This window comes from Nocardia sp. BMG111209, from assembly GCF_000381925.1.
GTDB lineage: Bacteria > Actinomycetota > Actinomycetes > Mycobacteriales > Mycobacteriaceae > Nocardia.
On sequence record NZ_KB907307.1, the window covers coordinates 4,228,983 to 4,250,388 of the forward strand.

The 21,406-nt window shown below is 70.1% G+C and carries 20 protein-coding genes; 7 read left to right on the forward strand and 13 right to left on the reverse strand.

Translation table 11 applies throughout. The features are described from left to right. The 6 genes from ndk to G361_RS0119520 all read right to left on the reverse strand — a co-directional run bounded on the left by ndk (nt 1) and on the right by G361_RS0119520 (nt 8,239). Nucleotides 1–417, reverse strand: a complete 417-nt coding sequence (ndk, locus tag G361_RS0119490) for a nucleoside-diphosphate kinase (protein ID WP_019928787.1) — start codon at nt 415–417, stop codon at nt 1–3. A gap of 61 nt (nt 418–478) precedes the next feature. After that, nucleotides 479–898 (reverse strand): DUF4233 domain-containing protein, encoded by a 420-nt coding sequence (locus G361_RS0119495; RefSeq protein ID WP_019928788.1) that lies wholly within the window; start codon nt 896–898, stop codon nt 479–481. Continuing rightward, nucleotides 895–2,268, reverse strand: coding sequence for a folylpolyglutamate synthase/dihydrofolate synthase family protein (locus G361_RS0119500; RefSeq protein WP_052172835.1), 1,374 nt, complete (start codon nt 2,266–2,268; stop codon nt 895–897). The genes G361_RS0119495 and G361_RS0119500 overlap by 4 nt, the downstream gene beginning before the upstream one ends. A gap of 101 nt (nt 2,269–2,369) precedes the next feature. Continuing rightward, the gene (locus G361_RS0119505; protein WP_019928790.1) at nt 2,370–5,084 is read right to left on the reverse strand and encodes a valine--tRNA ligase; all 2,715 of its coding nucleotides are present in this window, start codon (nt 5,082–5,084) and stop codon (nt 2,370–2,372) included. Between the two features lie 521 nt (nt 5,085–5,605). Continuing rightward, the gene (locus tag G361_RS0119515; protein WP_231386925.1) at nt 5,606–6,628 is read right to left on the reverse strand and encodes a diacylglycerol kinase family protein; all 1,023 of its coding nucleotides are present in this window, start codon (nt 6,626–6,628) and stop codon (nt 5,606–5,608) included. Between the two features lie 33 nt (nt 6,629–6,661). After that, a complete protein-coding gene (locus G361_RS0119520; RefSeq protein ID WP_026343249.1) occupies nt 6,662–8,239 on the reverse strand; it encodes an FAD-binding oxidoreductase in 1,578 nt (525 codons plus the stop codon). A gap of 191 nt (nt 8,240–8,430) precedes the next feature. On the opposite strand from G361_RS0119520, the gene G361_RS0119525 reads away from it, so the two are divergent. After that, on the forward strand, nt 8,431–9,150 hold the full coding sequence (locus tag G361_RS0119525) for a TetR/AcrR family transcriptional regulator (RefSeq protein WP_019928794.1): 720 nt from the start codon (nt 8,431–8,433) through the stop codon (nt 9,148–9,150). Nucleotides 9,151–9,174: 24 nt separating this feature from the next. Beyond that, entirely contained in the window at nt 9,175–10,704 is a 1,530-nt protein-coding gene (locus G361_RS0119530; protein ID WP_019928795.1) for a glycerol-3-phosphate dehydrogenase/oxidase, read from the forward strand. Nucleotides 10,705–10,734: 30 nt separating this feature from the next. On the opposite strand, the gene G361_RS0119535 is transcribed toward G361_RS0119530, so the two are convergent. Beyond that, entirely contained in the window at nt 10,735–11,529 is a 795-nt protein-coding gene (locus tag G361_RS0119535) for a VOC family protein (protein ID WP_019928796.1), read from the reverse strand. A 116-nt stretch (nt 11,530–11,645) separates the two neighbouring features. On the opposite strand from G361_RS0119535, the gene G361_RS0119540 reads away from it, so the two are divergent. Together G361_RS0119540 and G361_RS0119545 are read left to right on the forward strand one after the other, a co-directional pair. Continuing rightward, nucleotides 11,646–12,335, forward strand: a complete 690-nt coding sequence (locus tag G361_RS0119540; RefSeq protein ID WP_019928797.1) for an SDR family oxidoreductase — start codon at nt 11,646–11,648, stop codon at nt 12,333–12,335. An 83-nt stretch (nt 12,336–12,418) separates the two neighbouring features. Continuing rightward, nucleotides 12,419–13,456 (forward strand): S-adenosylmethionine:tRNA ribosyltransferase-isomerase, encoded by a 1,038-nt coding sequence (locus tag G361_RS0119545; RefSeq protein WP_019928798.1) that lies wholly within the window; start codon nt 12,419–12,421, stop codon nt 13,454–13,456. On the opposite strand, the gene G361_RS0119550 is transcribed toward G361_RS0119545, so the two are convergent. Further along, the gene (locus tag G361_RS0119550; protein ID WP_019928799.1) at nt 13,453–13,893 is read right to left on the reverse strand and encodes a MarR family winged helix-turn-helix transcriptional regulator; all 441 of its coding nucleotides are present in this window, start codon (nt 13,891–13,893) and stop codon (nt 13,453–13,455) included. The two genes, G361_RS0119545 and G361_RS0119550, sit on opposite strands and share 4 nt — an antisense overlap. A 100-nt stretch (nt 13,894–13,993) precedes the next feature. Here G361_RS0119550 and G361_RS44160 point away from each other — a divergent pair, with 100 nt between their 5' ends. Next, a complete protein-coding gene (locus G361_RS44160; protein ID WP_036494170.1) occupies nt 13,994–15,433 on the forward strand; it encodes an MFS transporter in 1,440 nt (479 codons plus the stop codon). A gap of 59 nt (nt 15,434–15,492) precedes the next feature. On the opposite strand, the gene G361_RS0119560 is transcribed toward G361_RS44160, so the two are convergent. Next, the gene (locus tag G361_RS0119560) at nt 15,493–15,768 is read right to left on the reverse strand and encodes a YggT family protein (protein ID WP_019928801.1); all 276 of its coding nucleotides are present in this window, start codon (nt 15,766–15,768) and stop codon (nt 15,493–15,495) included. A 208-nt stretch (nt 15,769–15,976) separates the two neighbouring features. Here G361_RS0119560 and G361_RS0119565 point away from each other — a divergent pair, with 208 nt between their 5' ends. After that, the gene (locus G361_RS0119565; RefSeq protein ID WP_019928802.1) at nt 15,977–16,567 is read left to right on the forward strand and encodes a TIGR03086 family metal-binding protein; all 591 of its coding nucleotides are present in this window, start codon (nt 15,977–15,979) and stop codon (nt 16,565–16,567) included. 46 nt (nt 16,568–16,613) lie between these two features. After that, nucleotides 16,614–17,072 (forward strand): MarR family winged helix-turn-helix transcriptional regulator, encoded by a 459-nt coding sequence (locus G361_RS0119570; protein WP_019928803.1) that lies wholly within the window; start codon nt 16,614–16,616, stop codon nt 17,070–17,072. A 182-nt stretch (nt 17,073–17,254) separates the two neighbouring features. Here the strand turns inward: G361_RS0119570 and G361_RS0119575 are convergent, their stop codons facing one another. The 4 genes from G361_RS0119575 to G361_RS0119590 form a co-directional block, all read right to left on the reverse strand. Next, nucleotides 17,255–17,782 carry a hypothetical protein gene (locus G361_RS0119575; protein WP_019928804.1) on the reverse strand — a complete coding sequence of 176 codons (528 nt, stop codon included), beginning with the start codon at nt 17,780–17,782 and terminating at the stop codon, nt 17,255–17,257. A gap of 67 nt (nt 17,783–17,849) precedes the next feature. After that, a complete protein-coding gene (locus G361_RS0119580) occupies nt 17,850–18,224 on the reverse strand; it encodes a nuclear transport factor 2 family protein (protein ID WP_019928805.1) in 375 nt (124 codons plus the stop codon). 28 nt (nt 18,225–18,252) lie between these two features. After that, a complete protein-coding gene (gene fdhD, locus G361_RS0119585; RefSeq protein WP_019928806.1) occupies nt 18,253–19,086 on the reverse strand; it encodes a formate dehydrogenase accessory sulfurtransferase FdhD in 834 nt (277 codons plus the stop codon). After that, nucleotides 19,083–21,395, reverse strand: coding sequence for an FdhF/YdeP family oxidoreductase (locus tag G361_RS0119590; protein ID WP_019928807.1), 2,313 nt, complete (start codon nt 21,393–21,395; stop codon nt 19,083–19,085). Before G361_RS0119590 ends, fdhD begins: the two co-directional genes overlap by 4 nt. Nucleotides 21,396–21,406 lie beyond the last annotated feature (11 nt).

The following is a 21,406-nucleotide window of genomic DNA, read 5'->3' on the forward strand; positions in this document are numbered from 1 at the left end:
TTACTGGGCGAACTCGGGGAACCAGAGCGCGATCTCGCGCTTGGCGGATTCGGGGGAATCGGAACCGTGGACGAGGTTGTACTGGGTCTCCAACGCGTAGTCGCCGCGGATGCTGCCCGGCACGGCCTTCTCGACCGGGTCGGTGCCGCCGGCGATCTGCCGGAACGCGGCGACGGCGCGGGGGCCCTCGAGGACGGCCGCGAGGACCGGGCCGGAGGTGATGAATTCGATCAGGGAGTCGTAGAACGGCTTGTCGGCATGCTCGGCGTAGTGGGAGCCGGCCAGGTCGCCACCGACCTGCTTCAGCTCCAGGGCGGCGATCCTCAGGCCCTTGCGCTCGATCCGGGTGATGATCTCGCCGATCAGTCCCCGGGCCACGCCGTCGGGCTTGATGAGTACCAACGTCTGCTCAGTCACGGGCACAGCCTATAAGGCGCCGGACCCCCGCAGCGACGTCGGGACTCGGCGGCCCGCCGGATCACGATCCGGACTGCGCCGCGGTCCGCTGACTCGGCAGCAACCCCTGTTCCATCCGGCGCTTGACGTCGTGGCGCAGCACCAGAATGAAAGCCCACACCGCGGCGAAGATCACGCCGATGACACCGATGGACACATGGATCGCGGTGGCGGCCAGCACCAGCGCCTGCAGTCCCAGGTTGAACCCCAGCGCCCAGGACCGGCGCTGCAGTCCGGCGCCGGCGAACATCAGCACGGCCAGGCCGACCAGGCAGAGCACCGACCACCAGCTCAGCCCGCCGCCGACCGCGCCGACCACCGGCAGCGCCAGCAGTACGGTGATGGCCTCCAGCACCAAGGTGCCGGCCATCACACCGCGCAGGCCCTTCCACGGATCGGTGGCCGGCGGCGGCACGGCCGGCTGTCCTTCCTCACCACTCATTGCGGATCCTTTCCGAACAGCGACCGAGCCGTACCGGCGGTGACCACCGATCCGGTGATGACGATGCCCGCTCCCGAGATCGGCTCGCCGGTGTCACCGGCCTCCTCGGCGAGAGCGATGGCGGTCTCGACGGCGTCGGTCAGCGTGGCGGCCGGGACCACCCGTTCGTCACCGAATCGTTGTACCGCCCGGTCGGCCAGATCGTCGACCGGCAGCGCGCGCGGTGAGCCGTTGGTGGTGACCACGATCTCGTCGAACACCGGCTCCAACGCCGTCAGGATGCCGTCGACGTCCTTGTCGGCCGGCACCGCGACCACGCCGATCAGCCTACGGAAATCGAATTCGCCGCTCAGCGTGGCGGCCAGCGCGCGCGCACCGTCCGGATTGTGCGCGGCGTCGAGGAAGATGGTGGGCGCGCTGCGCATCCGTTCCATCCGGCCCGGACTGATCGCGTTCGCGAAACCGGCCCGCACCGCCTCGATGTCGAGTTGCCGCTCGGCCCCCGCGCCGAAGAACGCCTCCACCGCCGCCAGCGCCAGCACCGCGTTGGCGGCCTGATGCTCACCGTGCAGCGGCAGGAAGATGTCGTCGTACACCCCACCCAGGCCCTGGAGTTCCAGCACCTGCCCGCCGACGGCGATCCGCCGCGACAGCACCCGGAATTCCGATCCGGCCCGCGCGACGGCGGCGTCGGCGGCCACCGCGCGGCGCAGCAGCACCTCCATCGCCTCGGGCTGCTGCTCGGCGATGATCGCAACGGTGTCGCGCGGTACCAGCAGATCCTTCGGGGCGGCCTTGATGATCCCGGCCTTCTCTCCGGCGATCGAGGTCAGGTCCGGACCGAGGTAGTCGGTGTGGTCGAGCCCGATCGGGGTGATCACCGCGACCTGGCCGTCGACGACGTTGGTCGCGTCCCAGGTGCCGCCCATCCCGGTCTCGATCACGGCGACGTCGACCGGCGCCTCCGCGAAGGCGGCGTAGGCCATGGCGGTGAGCACCTCGAACTTGCTCATCCGCGGGCCGCCGGCCTTCTCCGACCGCTCGTCGATCATCTCGACGTACGGCAACAGTTCGCGATAGGTCTCGACGTAGCGCGCCGGGGTGATCGGCGCGTTGTCGATCGCGATGCGCTCGGTCGCCAATTGCAGATGCGGACTGGTGAACCGGCCGGTGCGTCGGTGCAGCGCGGTCAGCAGCGAGTCGATGATCCGGGTCACCGACGTCTTGCCGTTGGTACCGGCGACGTGGATGGCCGGATACGCCTGTTGCGGCGAGCCCAGCAGATCCATCAGGGTGGCGATGCGGGTGAGCGACGGCTCGATGCGCTGCTCACCCCACCGCCGATCGAGTTCCGCCTCGACCAGGGCCATCTCGGCCAGGTCGACCGGGGACGGGCCCGAGTGCAGGCGCCCGGCGCCCCCGTGCTGATACTCCGGTTCCGCGTTCACGCCTGCCCAACTCCCGCCTGTCGTCACTTACCGGCCAGCTTCGCGATCTCGTCCAGCCGCGCCCCGATCCGGGCCACCTCCGCCTCGGCGATCTCCTGCCGGGTGCGGATCTTGGCGACCACCTCGTCGGGCGCCTTGGCGAGGAACGCCTCGTTACCCAATTTCGCTGTGGTGCCGGTCAATTCCTTCTGCGCGGCGGCCAGATCCTTCTCCAGGCGGCGGCGTTCGGCGTCGAGGTCGATCGTCCCGGAGGTGTCGATCTCGACGGTCACCGTCGCCGCGGACAGCCGCACCTCGAGCGCGGCGGTGGCGGCGAATCCGTCACCGGCCGCGGTGAGCCGGGCCAGGGTGGTGATCTCGGCCAGTTGCCCGTCCAGATCCGCGGTATCGATGCCGACGATCCGCGCGGCCACCTTCTGACTGTCGGTGAGCCCCTGATCGCTGCGGAACCGGCGGATCTCCGTGATCAACCGCTGGGTGTCCGAAATGCGCTGCGCCGCAACCTCGTCGGCGGCAATGCCGGAATCCTGTGGCCAGGAGGCGATCACGATCGAGGCGCCGGCGGTACGCACTCCACGCTCGTCGGTGGTCAGGGCCAGCCACAGCGATTCGGTGACGAACGGCATGGCCGGATGCAGCAGCCGCAGCACGGCGTCGAGCACCGTGCCGAGCACCACGCGGGTGCCGGCGGCCCGCTCGGCCGATTCGGCGAACTGCACCTTGGCCAGTTCCAGGTACCAGGAACAGAATTCGTCCCAGGTGAAGTGGTAGAGCGCCTCGCAGGCCTTACCGAACTCGTACCGCTCGAACGACGAATCCACTTCGGCGCGAACCTCGTTCAGCCGATCGAGGATCCAGCGGTCGGCGTCGGTGAGCGCGGCGCGCGCGGGCAGTTCGCCCGGCACGGCGCCGTTCATCAGCGCGAACTTGGCGGCGTTGTACAGCTTGGTGACGAAGTTGCGCGACGCCTGCACGTGCGGTTCGCCGACGGACAGGTCGCTGCCCGGCTGCGCACCCCGCGCGAGGGTGAAACGCGTTGCGTCGGCGCCGTATTCGTCGATCCACACCAGCGGGTCGACGCCGATGCCCTTGGACTTCGAGTACTTGCGGCCGAATTCGTCGCGGATCAGGCCGTGCAGGAACACGTCGTCGAACGGCACCTGGATGCGCTGCGGATCCTTGCCGGTGGTGATCGCCGCGTCCTCGGACACGAACATGCCGAACATCATCATCCGCGCCACCCAGAAGAACAGGATGTCGTAGCCGGTGACGAGCACGCTGGTCGGATAGAACTTCGCCAGTTCCGGTGAGGACTCCGGCCAGCCCATGGTCGAGAACGGCCACAGACCGGAGGAGAACCAGGTGTCGAGCACGTCCGGGTCCTGCACATAGCCCTCGGGGGCCTGCTCACCGGGGCCGACGCACACGACGTCGCCCTCCGGGCCGTACCAGATCGGGATCCGGTGGCCCCACCACAGCTGCCGGGAGATGCACCAGTCGTGCATGTTGTCGACCCACTCGAACCAGCGCGGCTCCTGGCTCGCCGGATAGATGGTCACCTGGCCGTTGCGGACCGCGTCGCCCGCGGCCTTCGCGATCGACTCCACCTTCACCCACCACTGCATCGACAGCCGGGGTTCGATGGGCTCACCGGACCGCTCGGAATGCCCGACACTGTGGACGTACGGCCGCTTCTCGGCGACCACGCGGCCCTCCGCGGCGAGCCGCTTGCGGATCTCGGCACGCGCCTCGAACCGGTCCATACCGTCGAATTCGGTTCCGCTGTCGGCGATCTTGCCGGATTTGTCCATGATGGTGGGCATCGGCAGGTTGTGCCGCAGGCCGAGCTCGAAGTCGTTCGGATCGTGCGCGGGCGTGATCTTCACTGCGCCGGAACCGAATTCGGGATCGACGTAGTCGTCGGCGACGATCGGGATCTGCCGCCCGGTGATCGGGTGGTACACCGTCGAGCCGATCAAGTCGCGGTACCGCTCGTCGTCGGGGTGCACCGCCACCGCGGTGTCGCCGAGCATGGTCTCCACCCGGGTGGTGGCGACGATCACGTGCGGCTCGTCGTCGTTCAGCGAGCCGTAGCGCAGCGAGACGAGCTCGCCCTCCACGTCCTCGTACTTCACCTCGACGTCGGAGATGGCGGTCTGCAACACCGGCGACCAGTTCACCAGGCGCTCGGCGCGGTAGATCAGGCCCGCGTTGTAGAGGCGCTCGAAGATGGTCTGCACGGCGCGCGACAGGCCGTCGTCCATGGTGAAGCGGTCGCGGGCCCAGTCGACGCCGTCGCCGAGGCGGCGCATCTGGCCCTGGATGGCGCCACCGGATTCGCGCTTCCAGTCCCAGACCTTGTCGATGAACAGCTCGCGGCCGAAGTCCTCTTTGGTCTTGCCGTCGACGGCGAGCTGCTTCTCCACCACGGACTGGGTGGCGATACCGGCGTGGTCCATACCCGGCAGCCACAGCACCTCGTACCCCTGCATCCGCTTGCGACGGGTCAGCAGGTCCATGAGGGTGTGGTCGAAGGCGTGGCCCATGTGCAGATTGCCGGTGACGTTCGGCGGCGGCAGCACGATCGAGTAGGCGGGCCGGTCGCTATCGGCGTCGGCGTGGAAGTAACCGGCCGCTACCCAGCCCTCGTACAGGTCGGCCTCTACGTCGCCGGGGTTCCAGCTCTTGGGGAGGTCGTCGGCACGATTGCGTGAGTTCTCAGGGGCTGCGCTGGTCACCGTGCGATTCTAAGGAGTGGAGGGGCTCACAACCTAAAAGGGTCGGCAGAAACCCGAAGGGCGGGGCTTTCGGCGGATGAGGGACACCGAAAACCCCGCCCACGCCAACTAGATTACCGCCGTTTCCGGCCCGGAAACCGAATCCAAAGCCTTTTCTCAGGTTCTGCCCGAATCGTTTGCGTTGCCGCGAGTTTCCCGATCATCATGCCCGCGACCGGCCCGGGATCGGCCCCTGCGGACGGCGCGCCCGCGCGGTCGGCGGTCACCACGCCGGGGGCCGGATCCGCAGGTCGGCGAATTTCCGCATCGCGCCGGATCGGCGCTCGCGGCCTCCGCCGCACGCGAGCGCGACGGCGCGCGCGCAATCCGATCGCTCCGAACGGAGCGGGACACCGGCGGATTTCGGTACTCGAATCGGGCCGCAGCACGTTTCCGGCGAACGCGGATTTCGGCATACGGCTACCGCGGTGAATTCGATCACACCCGTCAATGGGGACATTTCGCCCCTTCGGCACGGCGTGTCACGGAAACACGCGCGGCGAATTCACGCCGGGCACGAGCATCGGACGCGCCGCGGGCAGTGCGCGGAAGACCGCGGGCAACATCCCGATCGGTTCCCCGTCGGCGGTCACCGGCGCCGCCGCCGACACCCGCACCGACGGCGTCCGGTACTGCGTCACCGCCGGATGCTCGATGCGCCGGCCGGCCGCGAGCGCCGGCAGCAGGCGTGCCATCTCGGGCCGGGTCATCCGGCCGACCACGGTCACGTCGAGCAGTCCGTCGTCGACCGCGGCGTCCGGGCAGATCAGCATGCCCCCGCCGTAACTGCGGGTGTTGCCGACGGCGACCATGACCGCCTCCGTGACCGGCCCGGTCGCGATCGGCCCGGTCGCACCGCTGTCGGTATCGACTGTCGTTGCGCTCGAGGGAAATTCGATGCGATACGGCACCGCGAGCCGCCCGGTGAGTTCGAACAGCGCCGCCAGGCTGTAGCGCAGCGAACCCTTCGGACGGCGCATCCGGTTGGCGCGCAGCGTGACTCGCGCATCGAAGCCGGTCGCCGCCACGGTCGCGAAGCGCAGGGCGCCGGGTACCGGATCGCCGAAATCCCGCTCCACCGAACCGGTTTCGGGCGCGGGCAGGTCGTGTTCGCCGGTCTCGACCACACCCAGATCGATGGCCCGGACCGTCCCGTCACAGACGATGTCGGCCGCCCGCTCCGGATCACCCTCCGGAATACCCAGCTCCCGCGCCAGATCGTTGCCGGTACCACCGGGCAGCAGTCCCAGCGGCACGTCGCTGCCGGTCAGGGCCTGCAGCACCACGCAGATCAGGCCGTCGCCACCCGCGCAGACGACGGCGGCGGGCACCGCCGGCGCGGCGACGGCCGCGGCGACCAGCCGCCGGGTCTCGTCCGCCGTCGCTCCGCACACCTCCCGCACCCGCACGCCGCGGGCGTCGAACCGGGCCCGCGCGGCCGCGGCCGCCGCCAGCCCCTTGCCGTGGCCGGACAGCGGGTTGGTCACCAGCAGGATCTCACGCACCACATCACCTCACCGGGCCGAACCGTAGCGCACTCACGGAATCAGCTTCCCGGGATTGAGGATTCCCGCCGGGTCGACCGCGTCCTTGACCGCGCGCAGCACCCGCACCCCCAGTTCGCCGATCTCGGCGGTGAGCCACGGCCGGTGGTCGGCGCCGACGGCGTGGTGATGGGTGATGGTGCCCCCGTCCGCGACGATCGCGTCCCCGGCGGCCCGTTTGGCGCGCTGCCAGCCGGCGATGGGGTCGTCGGCCTGTTTCGCGACGACGGTGAAGTACAGCGACGCACCGGTGGGATAGGTGTGCGAGATGTGGCACATGATCAACGGGGGTGTGCCCTGCGCGGTCAGCTCCTCGGTCAGCGCCGAGGTCACCGCCGCCTTCAGCCGCGCCAGATCGGACCAGCCGGTCGCGGTTTCCAGTGTCTCGCAGAGGATTCCGACATCCAGCAGGGCGTCGCGCAGATAGGGGGCGGCGAACCGGCCGTGCTCCCAGTCGCGCGCGGGCTGCTCGCCGAGCGCGGTACCACCGGCGGCCGCGAGCAGGGCGTACGCCTCGGCGCTGCGTGCGGCGACATGGTCCGCGGTGCCCTCGAAGGTGGTCACGGCCAGGCAGCCGCCGACCGGATTGCCGCCGATGTCACCGGCGCGGGCCAGATTGAGGCCCGTCTCCGCCTCGTCGGACAGCCGCAGCACCGTCGGCGCCGCACCGGTCTGCACCACCCGTCGCAGCGCGGCGGCGCCGGCCGCGAAGTCCGGGAACGACCAGCCTTGATAGGTAACGGTTTCCGGCGCGGGATGGACCCGCAGCGTCACCGCCGTGACGATGCCGAGCGTGCCCTCGGAACCCGCGAACAACTCGCGCAGATCGGGCCCGGCGGCCGAGGCCGGCGCGCGCCCGAGATCCAGTGTGCCCGTGGGCGTCGCGACGATCAGCCGCTGGATCATGTCGTCGAACCGGCCGTATCCCGCCGACGCCTGTCCCGAGGACCGGGTCGCGGCGAAACCGCCGATACTGGCGAATTCGAAACTCTGCGGAAAGTGCCCGAGCGACAACCCGTGCCGGGCCAGCAACCGTTCCGCGCGCGGGCCGGTGAGGCCGGCGCCGAAGGTGGCGGTGCCGCTGACCGGATCCACCTCGGTGAGCGCGTCCAGCCGCCGGAGATCCACGGCCACAACGGATCCGAAGCGGCCCCGGATCGGATCGAGGCCGCCGACCACACTGGTCCCGCCGCCGAACGGCACCACCGCGATCCCCCGGTCCGCGCAGTACGCCAATACTTGCAGCACCTCGTCGTGATCGGCCGGGGTGACCACGGCATCGGGCGCGTCCTGCGGCCCGTCGGCGCGGCGCCGCAACAGATCCGGGGTGCTCTTACCCCCGGCGTGCCGCAACCGGGCCCGGTCGCCGGAGTCGACCCCGGCCGCGCCGACCACCGCCGCCAGCCCGGCCCGATCCTCCGCACCCAGTGCCGAAACCCGTACCGGCACCTCGTCTTCGGCGCGGCGCGCCACCGGCTCCCCCGAGACGCCGAACACCTGGGCCAGCAGGCGCCGGAGTCGTTCCGGCAGCGGAGTGTGCCCCGCCGGCACGCCCCACGCGTCCCAGATCATCTCCGGGCGTGCCTCGATGTCGTCCTCGGAACTCGCCGTCCCGGTATGCATGGTCTCACCCATGCGTTACAGTATGACATAGAACGTAAACTGGTAACGAGGCCATCGGAGCGGCGGGAGTCCGCTCGGCGGGCCGCGTTCCACCCGACACGTCGCAGCCAGATCGCGAACCACCACATCGCGGAGTCCAGATGTCCCCGACCGAACCCACCCAGCACAACGGCAGCACCCACCCCGCGGCCGCCCACGAGGACGCCGCCGCGGCCCTCCTCGCCGACCTCGAGATACCCGCGGACACCTGGTCGAACGCGGAGGCCGCCGCCACCGATCCGTCCGCGGTCGACGTCGCCATCCTCGACGCGGCCCGCGCCTGCGTCGCCGAATTCGGGGTGCGCCGCACGACCCTGACCGAGGTGGCCCGCCGGGCCGGGGTCAGCCGGCCCACGGTGTACCGCCGCTGGCCCGATACCGGCGCCCTGATCGCCGATCTCCTGGTCCGGGAGTTGCGCGATATCGTCGGGCACGCCATACCCACGGTCGGCTGCGCGCGGGGCCGGCTGCTGGACGGAATCGTCATCGGCGCCGACCGGATCCGCACCAACCCGCTGTTCATGAAGATCTTCCGCACCGACTCCGATCTCATGCTGACCTACGTGTTCGGCCGGCTCGGCCGCAATCAGCGCGAGTTGATCCTGCTGTTCGGCGCCGTGATCCGGGAGGGTCAGCGGGACGGTTCGATCCGGGACGGCGATCCGGAACAGCTGGCCACCATGCTGCTGCTCATCGCGCAGTCGGCGGTCCAGTCCGCCGATATGGTCCGCGACATCCTCGACGAACAGCATCTCGACGCCGAACTGGCCCGCGCGATCGACGGATACCTCATCCCCGACGGCGCCGAACGCCTGGCCTGATCCCTCGAACGACAGGAGCTGGATATGCGGATACCCACGAGTTCGGCCCTGAACGCCGACCGGCGGCACCGGGAACTGCACGCGCTCGGCGATGCGGGCATCGTCGACGTCCTGGTCGTCGGCGGCGGCGTGACCGGCACCGGGGTCGCGCTGGACGCGGCCAGCCGGGGCCTGCGGACCGTCCTGGTGGAACGGCACGATCTGGCGTTCGGAACCAGCAGGTGGAGTTCGAAACTGGTGCACGGCGGGCTGCGCTACCTGGCGAGCGGCGGGGTGGCGATCGCGCACGAGAGCGCACTGGAACGGCATGTGCTGATGACCACCACCGCACCGCATCTGACCCGCGCCCTGCCCCAGCTGGTCCCGCTGCTCCCCCGGTTCGGCGCGACCCGCCGGACGGTCGTGCGCACCGGATTCCTGGCCGGAGATGTGTTGCGGCGCAGCGCCGGAACCTCCACCGCGGTCCTGCCGCGCTCCCGCCGGGTACCGGCCGCCGAGGCGCTGCGCCTGGCGCCGACGCTGCGCCGCGGCGGCCTGCGCGGCGGCCTGCTGGCCTGGGACGGTCAACTGGTCGACGACGCCCGCCTGGTCGTGACCATCGCGCGCACCGCGGCGGCGCACGGCGCCGATATTCTCACCCGGGTCGAGGCGCGGGAGATCACCGGCGATTCGGCGGTGCTGCGCGACACACTGTCCGGCGAAACCCTCACCGTCCGAGCACGTTCCGTGATCAATGCCACCGGGGTCTGGGCCGACCGGCTGGATCCGGCCATCGAACTGCGGCCCAGCCGCGGCACCCATCTGGTGTTCGACGCCGCGGCCTTCGGCGGCCTGTCCGCCGCGCTGACGGTGCCGATCCCGGGCAGTACCAGCCGATTCGTCTTCGCGCTGCCGGCCGCGCACGGTCGCGTCTATCTGGGCCTCACCGACGAGGACGCCCCGGGCCCGGTCCCCGACGAGCCGCGGCCGTCCGACGCGGAGATCGACTTCCTGCTCGACACGGTCAATACGGTGCTCCGGGAACCGTTGTGCCGCAGCGATATCCGCGGCAGCTTCGCCGGCCTGCGGCCGCTGCTGCGCACGGCGGCCGACAGCACCGCCGACATCTCCCGCGAACACGCGGTGCTCCGGTCGCCGGGTGGCCCGATCACCGTCGTGGGCGGCAAACTCACCACCTATCGGCGGATGGCCGAGGACGCCGTCGATGCCGCGGTCGCCGGCGCACAGCTGACCGCCGGACCCTGCCGCACCATGCGAATTCCGTTGGTGGGAGCCATCACCGGCACCGCCCGCGACCGCATCGCCGCACCGCCGGCCCTGGTGGAGCGGTACGGCAGCGAGGCGCGCGCGGTGGTCGAACTCGCCCGCCGGCACCCGGACCTGGCCGAGCCGGTCGCCCCCGGAACCGATGTACTGCGAGCCGAATTCGCGTACGCGGTCGGCCACGAGGGGGCCCTCGACGCCGCCGACCTGCTCGACCGCCGCACCCGCCTCGGCCTGGTCGCGGCCGACCGCGAGGCCGCCCGCGCCGCCGCCGAATCCGCCGTGGCCTGACCACGCGGATCGGCGGCGCCGCCGCTGCGATCAGATGTTGTTGCCGCCCAGGCTGAACGGGACGCCGCCGGGATCGACCACGGAGGCGAGCCGGCCGTACGGCGTGTTCTCGGGCTCACGCTCCACCGAACCACCCAGCGCCACCACGGTTTTCGCGGCCGCGTCGACATCCTCGACGCCGAAGTAGACCCGCCAGCCGCCGGGCACGCCCGCGGGCAGGAAGGCCGCCGAATCCATCACGCCGCCCAGCATCGGGGTGGTGGAATGGATGGTGGTGTACCGGAATTCGGGGGTGTCGGCGACCGTGAACGGATCCTGCCAGCCGAAGGCCGTGCGGTAGAAGTCCAGGGCGGTGGCGTAGTCGCGAGTGTGCAGTTCGAACCAGGACGGGCGGCCGACATGGTCGCGCCAGACACCGTCGCCGACGACACCGAACGCACCGAAACCGCGATGCGTGCCCGGCTGCCAGATACCGACGCCGGAGCCCACCGGATCGCCGAGCACCGCCATCTGCCCGAGGTCGCCGACCGGCATCGGCGGCACCACGACCTGCGCGCCGTGCGCGACCGCGGCATCGGTGGTGGCCTGCGCGTCGGTGGCGGTCAGGTACACGGTCCACTGATCGGGGCCACCGGAGGTGCCGTCGTTGTGCATACCGCCGGCGACCAGCTCGCCGTCCTTGCTGAAGTTGATGTATCCGCCGAACTCCTCGGCCCGCTCGGCGGTCCAGCCGAGCAGTTCACCGTAGAAGGCGATGGCGCGATCGGAGTCGGAGGTGAACAGGTCCACCCAGCAGGGGTCGCCGGGTCGGAAGGTGTAGGTCATGGTGTCTCCTCGGCAGTGGGTCGTTCGCAGGTTTGACGGCGGCGGCGGGGAGAATTCATCGGCCCGCGGGCCGCGAGCCTTGACCTGAAGGATAGTTCAGGTTCCACCATGGGGACATGCCCGAAACGACAACAGCACTCATCACCGGCGCGTCGGCCGGATTCGGCCGGGCGCTGGCCCTCGCCCTGGCCGAGCGCGGCTGGGATCTGATCCTCACCGCGCGCCACCTCGAACCCCTGATCCGCGTGCGGGACGCGACCGGCGCCATCGCGGTGGCCGGCGACGTGGCCGATCCGCAACACCGCGACCGTCTGGCCCGGGTGGTCGGGGAACTCGACCGGCTGGATCTGGTGGTCAACAACGCCAGTGCCCTGGGCCCGAGCCCGATGCCGGCCCTCGCCGACCTGGCACCGGCCGAACTCGGCGACCTGCTGACCACCAATGTGGTGGCGGCACTGGCGATCCTGCAACTGACCCGATCGGCGCTGCTGGCCGCGCACGGTATCGCGGTGAACATCAGTTCCGACGCGGCGCTCGGCGCGTATCCGGGCTGGGGCGGCTACGGCTGTTCCAAGGCGGCGCTGGACCAGCTGACCGCGATCTTCGGCGTCGAGAATCCGGACCTGCGCGTCTACAGCTTCGATCCCGGCGATATGCGGACCGCGATGCATCAGGCGGCCTTCCCCGGCGAGGACATCTCGGATCGGCCGGAACCCGAGACGGTCGTCCCGGCATTCCGGCATCTGATCGACAGCCGTCCGCCGAGCGGGCGCTATCTCGCCGCCGATCTCACCCCGGCGCGCTGAATCCGCTGCCCGAGTGCGGAATTCGCTCCCACCGGGCCATCGAGCAACGGCCGGCAGCCGGCCGGAGGAAAGGATGTGCCCCGATGACCGTGGCACTGCACGAATTCACCGTACCCGCCGATCGCGCGGCGACCGCACCGCCGGAGGCCCGCGGCCTGGCCCGCGACGAGGTGCGAATGCTGGTGTCGGACAAGGGCTCACTGACCCATGCCCGATTCCGCGAGTTGCCCCGGTTCCTGCGGCCCGGCGATCTGCTGGTGGTGAACAACTCCGCGACCACGAACGCGGCGGTGGACGCCCGGTATCGCGGACTACCGGTGGTCGCGCACTTCGCCACCGCGCTGGACGACGGCGCCTGGGTCCTGGAACTGCGCGATCCGGCGGGCGTGCCGCTGACCGCGGCCACCCCGGAACCCGGTGCGCGCGTGGAACTCCCGGGTGCGGTGGTGACCCTGCGCCGACCCTGGCTGCCCCCGGCGCGGCGACTGTGGGTGGCCGAGACCGGCGCCGACGTGCCCGCCCTGTTGGCCCGGCACGGCCGGCCCATCAGCTACGCCTACGTCACCGAGCGCTGGTCGCCGCACTTCTATCACACGGTATTCGGCCGCATTCCCGGCAGCGCCGAAATGCCCAGCGCCGCAAGGCCGTTCACCGACAGGCTGGTGACCGATCTGGTGGCCGCCGGAATCTCGATGGCGCCGATCACCCTGCACACCGGGGTTTCCTCCCCCGAAACCGGCGAACCGCCGAGCCCCGAGCGTTTCGAGGTGCCGGCCGCCACCGCGCGCTGGGTGAACGCGACGCATGCGGCCGGCGGCCGGGTGGTCGCCGTCGGCACGACGGTCACCCGCGCGCTCGAATCCGCGGCCGATCCGGCCGGGCAGGTGCATCCGGCGTCCGGCTGGACCGAACTGGTCCTCGGCGAGGATCGTCCCGCGTGCGCGGTGGACGGCCTGATCACCGGCTGGCACGAGGCCGGCGCCTCCCATCTGCACCTGCTGGACGCCGTGGCGGGCCCGGAGCAGGTTCGCGACGCCTACCGGGCCGCCCTCACCGCCGGATATCTCTGGCACGAGTTCGGCGATTCGGCGCTGCTGTTCGCGCCGGGGAGCGCGGCCTAGTCCTCGCGGGCCTCCAGCTTGCCGACCAGACGCTCCAGGATGCTCTCGAGGTGCCGCTCCTCGGCGGACGTCAGCTCGGCCAGCGCCCGCAGCGAACGCGCCTGACCGGCGCGGATACGGTCGGCCAGCGCGCGACCGGCGGTGGTGGCGACCAGGTACTTCACCCGCCGGTCCGCCGGATTCACCGTGCGTCGCACCAGCCCGCGCGCCTCCATCCGGTCCGCCACCCCGGTGAGATTCGAGGGGTCGCAGGTCAGCCGGCTGGCCAGCACCCGCATCGGCAGTTCGGACGGGGGTTCGTTCAGCGCGAGCAGCATCTTCGCCTGGGTCAGGGTCAGGCCGTGCCCCTCGGCGGACGCCAGGAATTCCTCCAGATAGGCCGACACGAAGCGCGCGACCAGCAACGCCAGCGGGCTCGGCGATGTGTCGGGGCTCATAGGCCCGATGGTACCGCCACGTTTGACAACCCTGATCATGGAACCCTTAGATGATTGAGGTCTTCAAGTAATTCGATGCGAGCTTTCCGGAGGTGACCGGGTGGAACGAAAAGGGTTGTCACTGACCGCCGCGCTGGCGTTCGCGGCGATGATCGTGACGCTGATGCAGACCCAGGCCGTGCCGATCCTGGGCCTGATCGCGACCGATCTGCACGAATCGACCACATCGGTGAGCTGGGTGACCACCTCGACGCTGCTGGCCGCGGCCGTGTTCACGCCGCTACTGGGCCGCATGGGCGATCTGTACGGCAAGAAACCGACCCTGCTGGCGGTGCTGGCCGTGGCCGTGGCCGGTTCGGTGGTCTCCGCGCTGGCCGGCTCGCTGCCCGTCCTGCTCGTGGGCCGCGCGTTGCAGGGCGTCGCGACCGCGATCTTCCCGCTGGCGCTGGCGGTGCTGCGCGAACATGTTCCGGCGCGACGGCTGCACGCCGCGATGGCGATCGTCAGCGGCACCCTGGGCTTCGGCGGCGGTATCGGCCTGGTGTCCACGGGCCTGTTGACCAAGGGGCACGACGCCGACTACCACGTCGTGTTCTGGTTCACCGCCGTCCTCGCGATCCTGGCGCTGATCGCGACGGCGATCGCGGTACCGGCCGCCTCCCGGCGGCATCCGGGCAGCGTCGACGTACCCGGCGCGCTGACCCTCGGCGGTTTCCTGGTGCTGCTGTTGCTACCGATCTCGCAGGGCCACACCTGGGGCTGGACCGCACCCGGCACGCTGGGCTGTTTCGCCGCCGCGCTCGTGTTCGCGGTGCTGTGGGTGGTCATCGAGCGCACGGTGCCGGTGCCGCTGGTCGATCTGGACATGTTCGTCCACCGTCCGGTGCTGTTCACCAACCTGTCCGGCCTGCTGATCGGGTTCGCAATGTTCCTGCAGTTCACCGGGGTGTCGTATCTGTCGCAGATCCCGGCCCGCGCCGCCGGTTACGGTTTCGGCGCCTCGATCCTGCGCGCCTCGGTGGAGTACCTGCTGCCCGGCACGCTGGCGATGATGGTGGCCGCCCCGATCGGCGGACTGCTGGTCGGCAGGCTCGGCGGCCGCTGGGTTCTGGCACTGTCGGGCCTGGTCGGAATGATCGGATTCGGCTGGCTGGCACTGGCACACGACTCCACCGCCCCGGTGATCCTCTCCGGCGTGGTGGTCGGTGTGGCGATCAGCCTCGCCTACGCCGCCATGCCCGCACTGATCGCCGCCGGTGTCCCGCATCATCAGAGCGGTGTCGCCAACGGCATCAACTCCATCTCCCGCACGGTCGGCAGTTCCCTGGGCAGCGCGATCATCACCACCCTGCTGACCGGCAAACTGCTCCCGCATCTCGCGCTCCCGCAGGAGGGTCAGTTCACGCTGGCCTTCTGGGTCGGCGCGGGCGCCTGCGCGGCGACGATCGCGGCCGCGGTACTGGGCCTGCGCCCGGCGCGGCCCGGTGCGACCGCCGAGGTCGCGTCGTCGGCCGAGACGGAACCGGCCGTCGTCGGCTGAGCCGTCGTCCACCGATCGGCCCCGGCCCGGATCCGCGACGATCCGGGCCGCGGTCGTACTCAGAGCGCGAAGGCGACCGAGCGGAGGACCAGCGCCAGCAGGAAAACCACGGTGAAGGCCAGGTCGATCGACATTCCACCGGCGCGCAGCGGGGGCAGTACCCGCCGCACCGGCGCGATCACCGGTTCGGTGGAGGCATGGGTGATCCGCCGGCCGCGGCGCGCCCACTCCGAACGGCCGCCGAGCACCTCGACCCAGTCCAGCACCATCCGGGCGATCAGCAGCACGATGAACACCGTCAGGACAATTCCGAGCAGCGTGCCGATGAGGCTCATGACGCACTCTCCTTCGTGATGAGCCGGATCCCGAGACTCGGCTCGATACCTGGTCAACGTGCGACGACGCCCCGGAGTGTCGCCGAGCGCCGGTTCTCAGCAAGTTGTCAGACGGGTGCGGCGGTCCGGTCGCCACCTCCGCCTATTCGATCTGCACGTACGGACGATAAGCCTGGACATATGATGTGCATGAGCTTACTATTTGGCTATGGCTGATATCCGAGCACTGAATCGCCGCGCCGTCGACTACAGCGTCGTCCTCGTCTCCCGGATCACCGCCGGCGATCTCGGGCGGAGCACCCCGTGCGCCGCCTGGAATCTGGCGGATCTGTTGTCCCACATGACCGTTCAGCATCGCGGCTTCGCCGCGGCGGCCCGGGGAGCCGGCGCCGATCCGGAGCTGTGGGTGCCCCGGCCGCTCGCCGCCGACCCGGTGACCGACTACGCCGCGGCCGCGGCCGGCGTGACCGCCGCCTATACCGAACCCGGTGTGCTGGAACGGGATTTCGATCTGCCGGAGATCGGTCCCGGCGTCCGGATTCCGGGAAGTATCGCCGTCGGCTTCCACCTCATCGACTATGTGGTGCACGGCTGGGACGTCGCCCGCACGCTGGGCCTGGAATACCGGCTCGACGATGCCCTCGCCGAACCCGCGCTGCGGATCGCCGAGGCGGTCCCCAACGGCGACGAACGGCTGCGTCCCGGTGCGGCATTCGCTCCCGCGCTGCCCGATAACGACGCCACACCACTCGACCGCATCCTCACCCTGCTCGGGCGCTCACCCGCCTGGCCGCACTGACGCCACCACGGCTTCGCCGCCGATCGGGAACGTAAAGTATGTCCGCATGGCGAAGAAGGAACGCCCGGATCTGGCGGCGATGATCGTGCCGCTGGCCCGCGCCCTGGTGGCGGCGGAACAGCCGGTCCTGGATTCGCACGGGCTCACCATGTGGGCCTATTCGGTCCTGCTCGCCCTCGGCCGTTCCCCGACTCGCGGTCAGGGGTTGCTCGCCGAGGAGATCGGCGCCGACAAGACCAGGATCATCGCCGTCCTCGACGACCTGCAGGAACGCGGACTGATCGAACGCCGCCCCGATCCGGCCGACCGCCGCGCGCGGCTGCTCGCCCTGACCCCGGCCGGCCGGCGGCTGCGCGACGCCACGCAGGCCGCGATCCAGGCCAAGGAGGAACTGCTGCTCGGCCGCCTCGATCCCGCGGACCGCCGGGGTTTCCTCAACACACTGGCCGCATTGACCACTCTCCCTCGCGCGGAGATCATCGGTGACAGCGCCACCGGCGAGTGACGCTGTCAGCGAGCCCTTTCCATCCGCACCCCCCGGATCGCCTCCCGGCATTCGCGGTATGCCCGTACGTCGGACCGGTGACGACCGGTCGGCCCGGCCGCGCCCGTGGCGGAGATCCTCGTCGATCTCCCGTGGTTCGTCGTTGAACCTTGTCCGATACCAATCAGATCGAGTCGCCGGGATCACCCGTTACGACGCCCCGGCAGCCGAATGTTCATCGGCGCCGGATCACGCAGCGGCACCCGGCCGCGCGGTGCGGCGATCACCGCCACCGCCGCGATCGCGACCATGAGCGCCGCCGCGATCAGCATCAGCGTGAATCCGGCCGCGGACATATCCGCGCGATGCGCGGCGTGATAGATCAGATGCGGCACCCCGAACACCAGCCACACCACCCCCGTCACCCGGGACAGCAGACTGTCGGCCAGCGCGAACGCGGCCGCGGCGAGCACCCCCAGCGCGAGGAAGAACGCGCCCGCGTCCACCGCGAGATGCTGGTTGTACGGGCCGCCCATCGGCACCCAGTTCAGCCCGAACGGGAAACTCCTAAACCAGGCCGCGGGCGCGAGCAGCGCCCACACCCCGGTCACCACACCGATCACCGCCAACAGTGCCGTGGCGATCCGCGTGATCAGCCACCGCCGCCGGTCCACATCCAAACGCATGCGTACCCGCAGCCCGTCACCCCACCGCTCCACCGAAATACGCATCGGGCCCTCCCGCCGATCGCCGGTTGTACAGCTACCGTAGCGCGGGGGTCCGACACGAACCGGTCGCTCAGCCGATCGGTTCGAACTGCAATTCGGCGGGATCCCAGTAGGCCCGCATGCTCGTGATCCGGCCCTCGTCGTCGAATTCCATGACGTCGATCGCCGACAGGGTCATGCGGTGGCCGTTCGCCTCGGTGATCAGCGTGAACCAGAACGCCGCATGCGAACCGTTGATGCGCGCGGTGTGCAGTTCCGCCTTGCGCTGTTCCATCACGTCCAGGGCGGCGTACAACTGCTCGATCGCGGCGCCGCGGCGCGGTTCGCTGCCGATCGGATCCACGACCACCGCGTCCGGCGCGTACAGCGCGGCGAGTTCCGGCGCCGGGCCGGTCGTCATCAACTGCACGTACCGCTCGATCGTCTCGCGAATCGCCTGCGCCATCTCGACTCCCACAGAATTGGAACGTGTTCTAGATAGCGAGGGTAGCACTCCGGCGGGCGACGCGATGGGCTCCGGTGTAGATGTTCATGGTCTCGCCGCGGACGAATCCGGCGAGGGTGAGCCCGCTGTCCGCAGCCAGGTCGACGGCCAGCGAACTGGGCGCCGAGACCGCCGCCAGCATCGGAATCCCGGCCATGACGGCCTTCTGCACCAGCTCGAAGGAGGCGCGGCCGGAGACCACCAGCACCAGATCGCCGGCGGGAATCCGGTTCTCGCGCATCGCCCAGCCGATCACCTTGTCGACGGCGTTGTGCCGCCCGACATCCTCGCGGACCGCCAGCGCGACGCCGTCGGCGGTGAACAGGCCCGCCGCGTGCAGGCCCCCGGTCGCGTCGAAAACGGCTTGACGGGAACGCAATTCACCGGGCAGGGCGGACAGCACCGCGGCGTCCACCACCGGCCCTTCGGCGGGCAGCGGATACCGGCTGCGGGCGTGCACCTCGTCCAGCGCGGTCTTGCCGCACAGGCCGCAGGCGCTCGTGGTCGGGAAGCCGCGAGCGAGAATCGGTGTGGCCGTGCGCAATCCGATGTCGAGGACGTTGTAGGTGTTGCGGCCGTCCTGGTCGGTACCGGCGCAGTAGCGGGCCGAGACGATATCGTCGGCGACGCCGATGATGTTCTCGCTCAACAGGAATCCGTGTGCCAGATCGACGTCGTTGCCCGGCGTGCGCATCGTCACCGTCAGCGACTGCCCGTCGATCCGCAGTTCCAGGGGTTCCTCCACGGCCAGCGAATCCGGCCGCCGGATCTCCCCCGCCGGGGTGATCCGCACCATCCGACGGCGGGCGGTGACCCGGCTCATGACGCCGCGGCCGGCATGTGGACGTGCGGTTCGAGCCGGACGGTGACCGCCTTCGAGACCGGCGTATTGGACCGCTCGGCCACATGATCCAGCGGGACCAGCGGATTGGTCTCCGGATAGTAGGCCGCAGCGTTGCCGCGCGGCGTGGAGTAGCCGACGATCCGGAACCCGGTGACCCGGCGATCGCCGTCGGCCCATTCGGAGATCACGTCGACGAGATCGCCGTCGGCGAATCCGAGTGCGGTGATGTCCGCCGCATTGACCAGAATCACCTTGCGCCCGTTGTGAATTCCACGGTAGCGATCGTCCAGGCCGTAGATCGTGGTGTTGTACTGGTCGTGGCTGCGCAGCGACTGCAGGATCAGCCGGCCCTCGGGCACCGGTAGCCAGTGCAGCTCGTTCACCGCGAAATTCGCCTTCCCGGTGGCGGTCCGGAACTCGCGGGCGTCGCGGGGCGGATGGGGTAGCTGGAAACCGTTGTGCCGCCGCACCTTCGTGTTGTAGTCGGCGCATCCGGGCACCACCCGGCCGATCGCGTCGCGGATCAGGTCGTAGTCGGCCCGCAGTCGCGCCCACGGCACCGGATGTTCCGGACCGAACAGTTCCGCCGCGAGCTCGCAGACGATCGCCACCTCGCTGCGCAGATCGTCGCTCACCGGGGTCAGCCGGCCGGTGGACAGATGCACCATGGACATCGAATCCTCCACCGACACCTGCTGTTTGCGGCCGTCGGGGCCCAGGTCGGCGTCGGTACGGCCGAGGGTGGGCAGGATCAGCGCGGTGTGCCCGTGCACCACGTGGCTGCGGTTGAGTTTGGTCGAAACCTGCACCGTCAGTGCGCAACTGCGCAGCCCGGCCTCGGTGACCTCGGTATCGGGCGTGGCGGAGACGAAGTTGCCGCCCATCCCGACGAACACCTTCGCCCGGCCGTCGCGCATCGCGCGGATCGCGTCCACGGTGTCGTATCCGTGCCTGCGCGGGCTGGTGATGCCGAATTCGGAGTCGAGCGCGGCCAGGAACGGCTCGGGCATCTGCTCCCAGATACCCATCGTCCGGTCGCCCTGGACGTTGGAATGTCCGCGCACCGGGCATACGCCCGCACCCGGCTTGCCGATCATGCCGCGCAGCAACAGCAGGTTGGTGATCTCCTCGATGGTCGCGACGCCGTGCCGCTGCTGGGTCAGCCCCATCGCCCAGCAGACGATGGTCGACCTCGACTCCGCCAGCATTCCGGCGGTCCGCGCCAACTGCTCCCGCGACAGTCCCGTCGCCTCCTCGACGATCGCGAGATCGACGGCGCGGCACTGCTTCTCGTATTCGGCGAATCCGGCGGTGTGAGCGTCGACGAAGGCGTGGTCGACCACCGTACCCGGCGCGCGGTCCTCCGCCTCGAACAGCAGTTTCGCCAGCCCCTGGAACAGGGCCATATCGCCGCCGAGCCGGATCTGCAGGAAATCGTCGGCGATGGCGACGCCGGTGGTGAAACCCTTGACGGTCTGCGGATCGCGGAATCCGAGCAGCCCGGTCTCGGGCAGCGGATTCACCGCGATCACCCGCGCGCCGGCCGCCTTGGCCTTCTGCAGCGCCGACAGCATCCGGGGATGGTTGGTGCCCGGATTCTGTCCCGCCACCACGATCAGATCGGCCCGCTCGAAATCGTCGATGGAGACCGAACCCTTGCCGATTCCGATCGAGCCGGTCAGCGCCGTGCCGGACGACTCGTGACACATGTTGGAACAGTCCGGCAGGTTGTTGGTGCCGAAGCTGCGGACCAGCAGCTGATACAGGAAGGCGGTCTCGTTGGCGGTGCGTCCGGAGGTGTAGAACAGGGCCTCGTCCGGTGAGTCCAGCCCACGCAGGGTTTCGGCGATGAGTCGATAGGCGTCGTCCCAGGAGATCGGCGCGTAGTGGGTATCGCCGGGCCGCAGCACCATCGGATGCGTCAAGCGGCCTTGCTGGCCCAGCCAGTATCCGGACTTCCCGGACAGGTCCGCGATCGAGTGCGCCGCGAAGAATTCGGGGGTGACGGTGCGCAGCGTCGCCTCCTCGGCGACCGCCTTCGCGCCGTTCTCGCAGAATTCCGCCGGTCGCCGATGTCCGGTGGGTTCCGGCCAGGCGCAACCCGGGCAGTCGAAGCCGTGCTGCTGATTGACCCGCGCCAGCGTGCGCGCGGTCCGCACCACACCCATCTCCTCGACGGCGCGCTCGAGCGCGACCGTCACCGCCGTGACACCGGCGGCCTGCTGTTTGGGCGGGGTGACCGTGAGCCTGGCCTCGTCGATATCGCGAGTGGGGGCGTTACGGTGCATGGCTCTATCGT

What these genes read in the sequence shown, in the direction of transcription:
- G361_RS0119495 (WP_019928788.1), bottom strand. Translation starts at nt 898, where the DNA reads ATGAGTGGTGAGGAAGGACAGCCGGCCGTGCCGCCGCCGGCCACCGAT.
- G361_RS0119500 (WP_052172835.1), bottom strand. Translation starts at nt 2,268, where the DNA reads ATGGCCCTGGTCGAGGCGGAACTCGATCGGCGGTGGGGTGAGCAGCGC.
- G361_RS0119520 (WP_026343249.1), bottom strand. Translation starts at nt 8,239, where the DNA reads ATGATCTGGGACGCGTGGGGCGTGCCGGCGGGGCACACTCCGCTGCCG.
- G361_RS0119525 (WP_019928794.1), top strand. Translation starts at nt 8,431, where the DNA reads ATGTCCCCGACCGAACCCACCCAGCACAACGGCAGCACCCACCCCGCG.
- G361_RS0119530 (WP_019928795.1), top strand. Translation starts at nt 9,175, where the DNA reads ATGCGGATACCCACGAGTTCGGCCCTGAACGCCGACCGGCGGCACCGG.
- G361_RS0119535 (WP_019928796.1), bottom strand. Translation starts at nt 11,529, where the DNA reads ATGACCTACACCTTCCGACCCGGCGACCCCTGCTGGGTGGACCTGTTC.
- G361_RS0119540 (WP_019928797.1), top strand. Translation starts at nt 11,646, where the DNA reads ATGCCCGAAACGACAACAGCACTCATCACCGGCGCGTCGGCCGGATTC.
- G361_RS0119545 (WP_019928798.1), top strand. Translation starts at nt 12,419, where the DNA reads ATGACCGTGGCACTGCACGAATTCACCGTACCCGCCGATCGCGCGGCG.
- G361_RS0119550 (WP_019928799.1), bottom strand. Translation starts at nt 13,893, where the DNA reads ATGAGCCCCGACACATCGCCGAGCCCGCTGGCGTTGCTGGTCGCGCGC.
- G361_RS0119560 (WP_019928801.1), bottom strand. Translation starts at nt 15,768, where the DNA reads ATGAGCCTCATCGGCACGCTGCTCGGAATTGTCCTGACGGTGTTCATC.
- G361_RS0119565 (WP_019928802.1), top strand. Translation starts at nt 15,977, where the DNA reads ATGGCTGATATCCGAGCACTGAATCGCCGCGCCGTCGACTACAGCGTC.
- G361_RS0119570 (WP_019928803.1), top strand. Translation starts at nt 16,614, where the DNA reads ATGGCGAAGAAGGAACGCCCGGATCTGGCGGCGATGATCGTGCCGCTG.
- G361_RS0119575 (WP_019928804.1), bottom strand. Translation starts at nt 17,782, where the DNA reads ATGCGTATTTCGGTGGAGCGGTGGGGTGACGGGCTGCGGGTACGCATG.
- G361_RS0119580 (WP_019928805.1), bottom strand. Translation starts at nt 18,224, where the DNA reads ATGGCGCAGGCGATTCGCGAGACGATCGAGCGGTACGTGCAGTTGATG.
- fdhD (WP_019928806.1), bottom strand. Translation starts at nt 19,086, where the DNA reads ATGAGCCGGGTCACCGCCCGCCGTCGGATGGTGCGGATCACCCCGGCG.
- G361_RS0119590 (WP_019928807.1), bottom strand. Translation starts at nt 21,395, where the DNA reads ATGCACCGTAACGCCCCCACTCGCGATATCGACGAGGCCAGGCTCACG.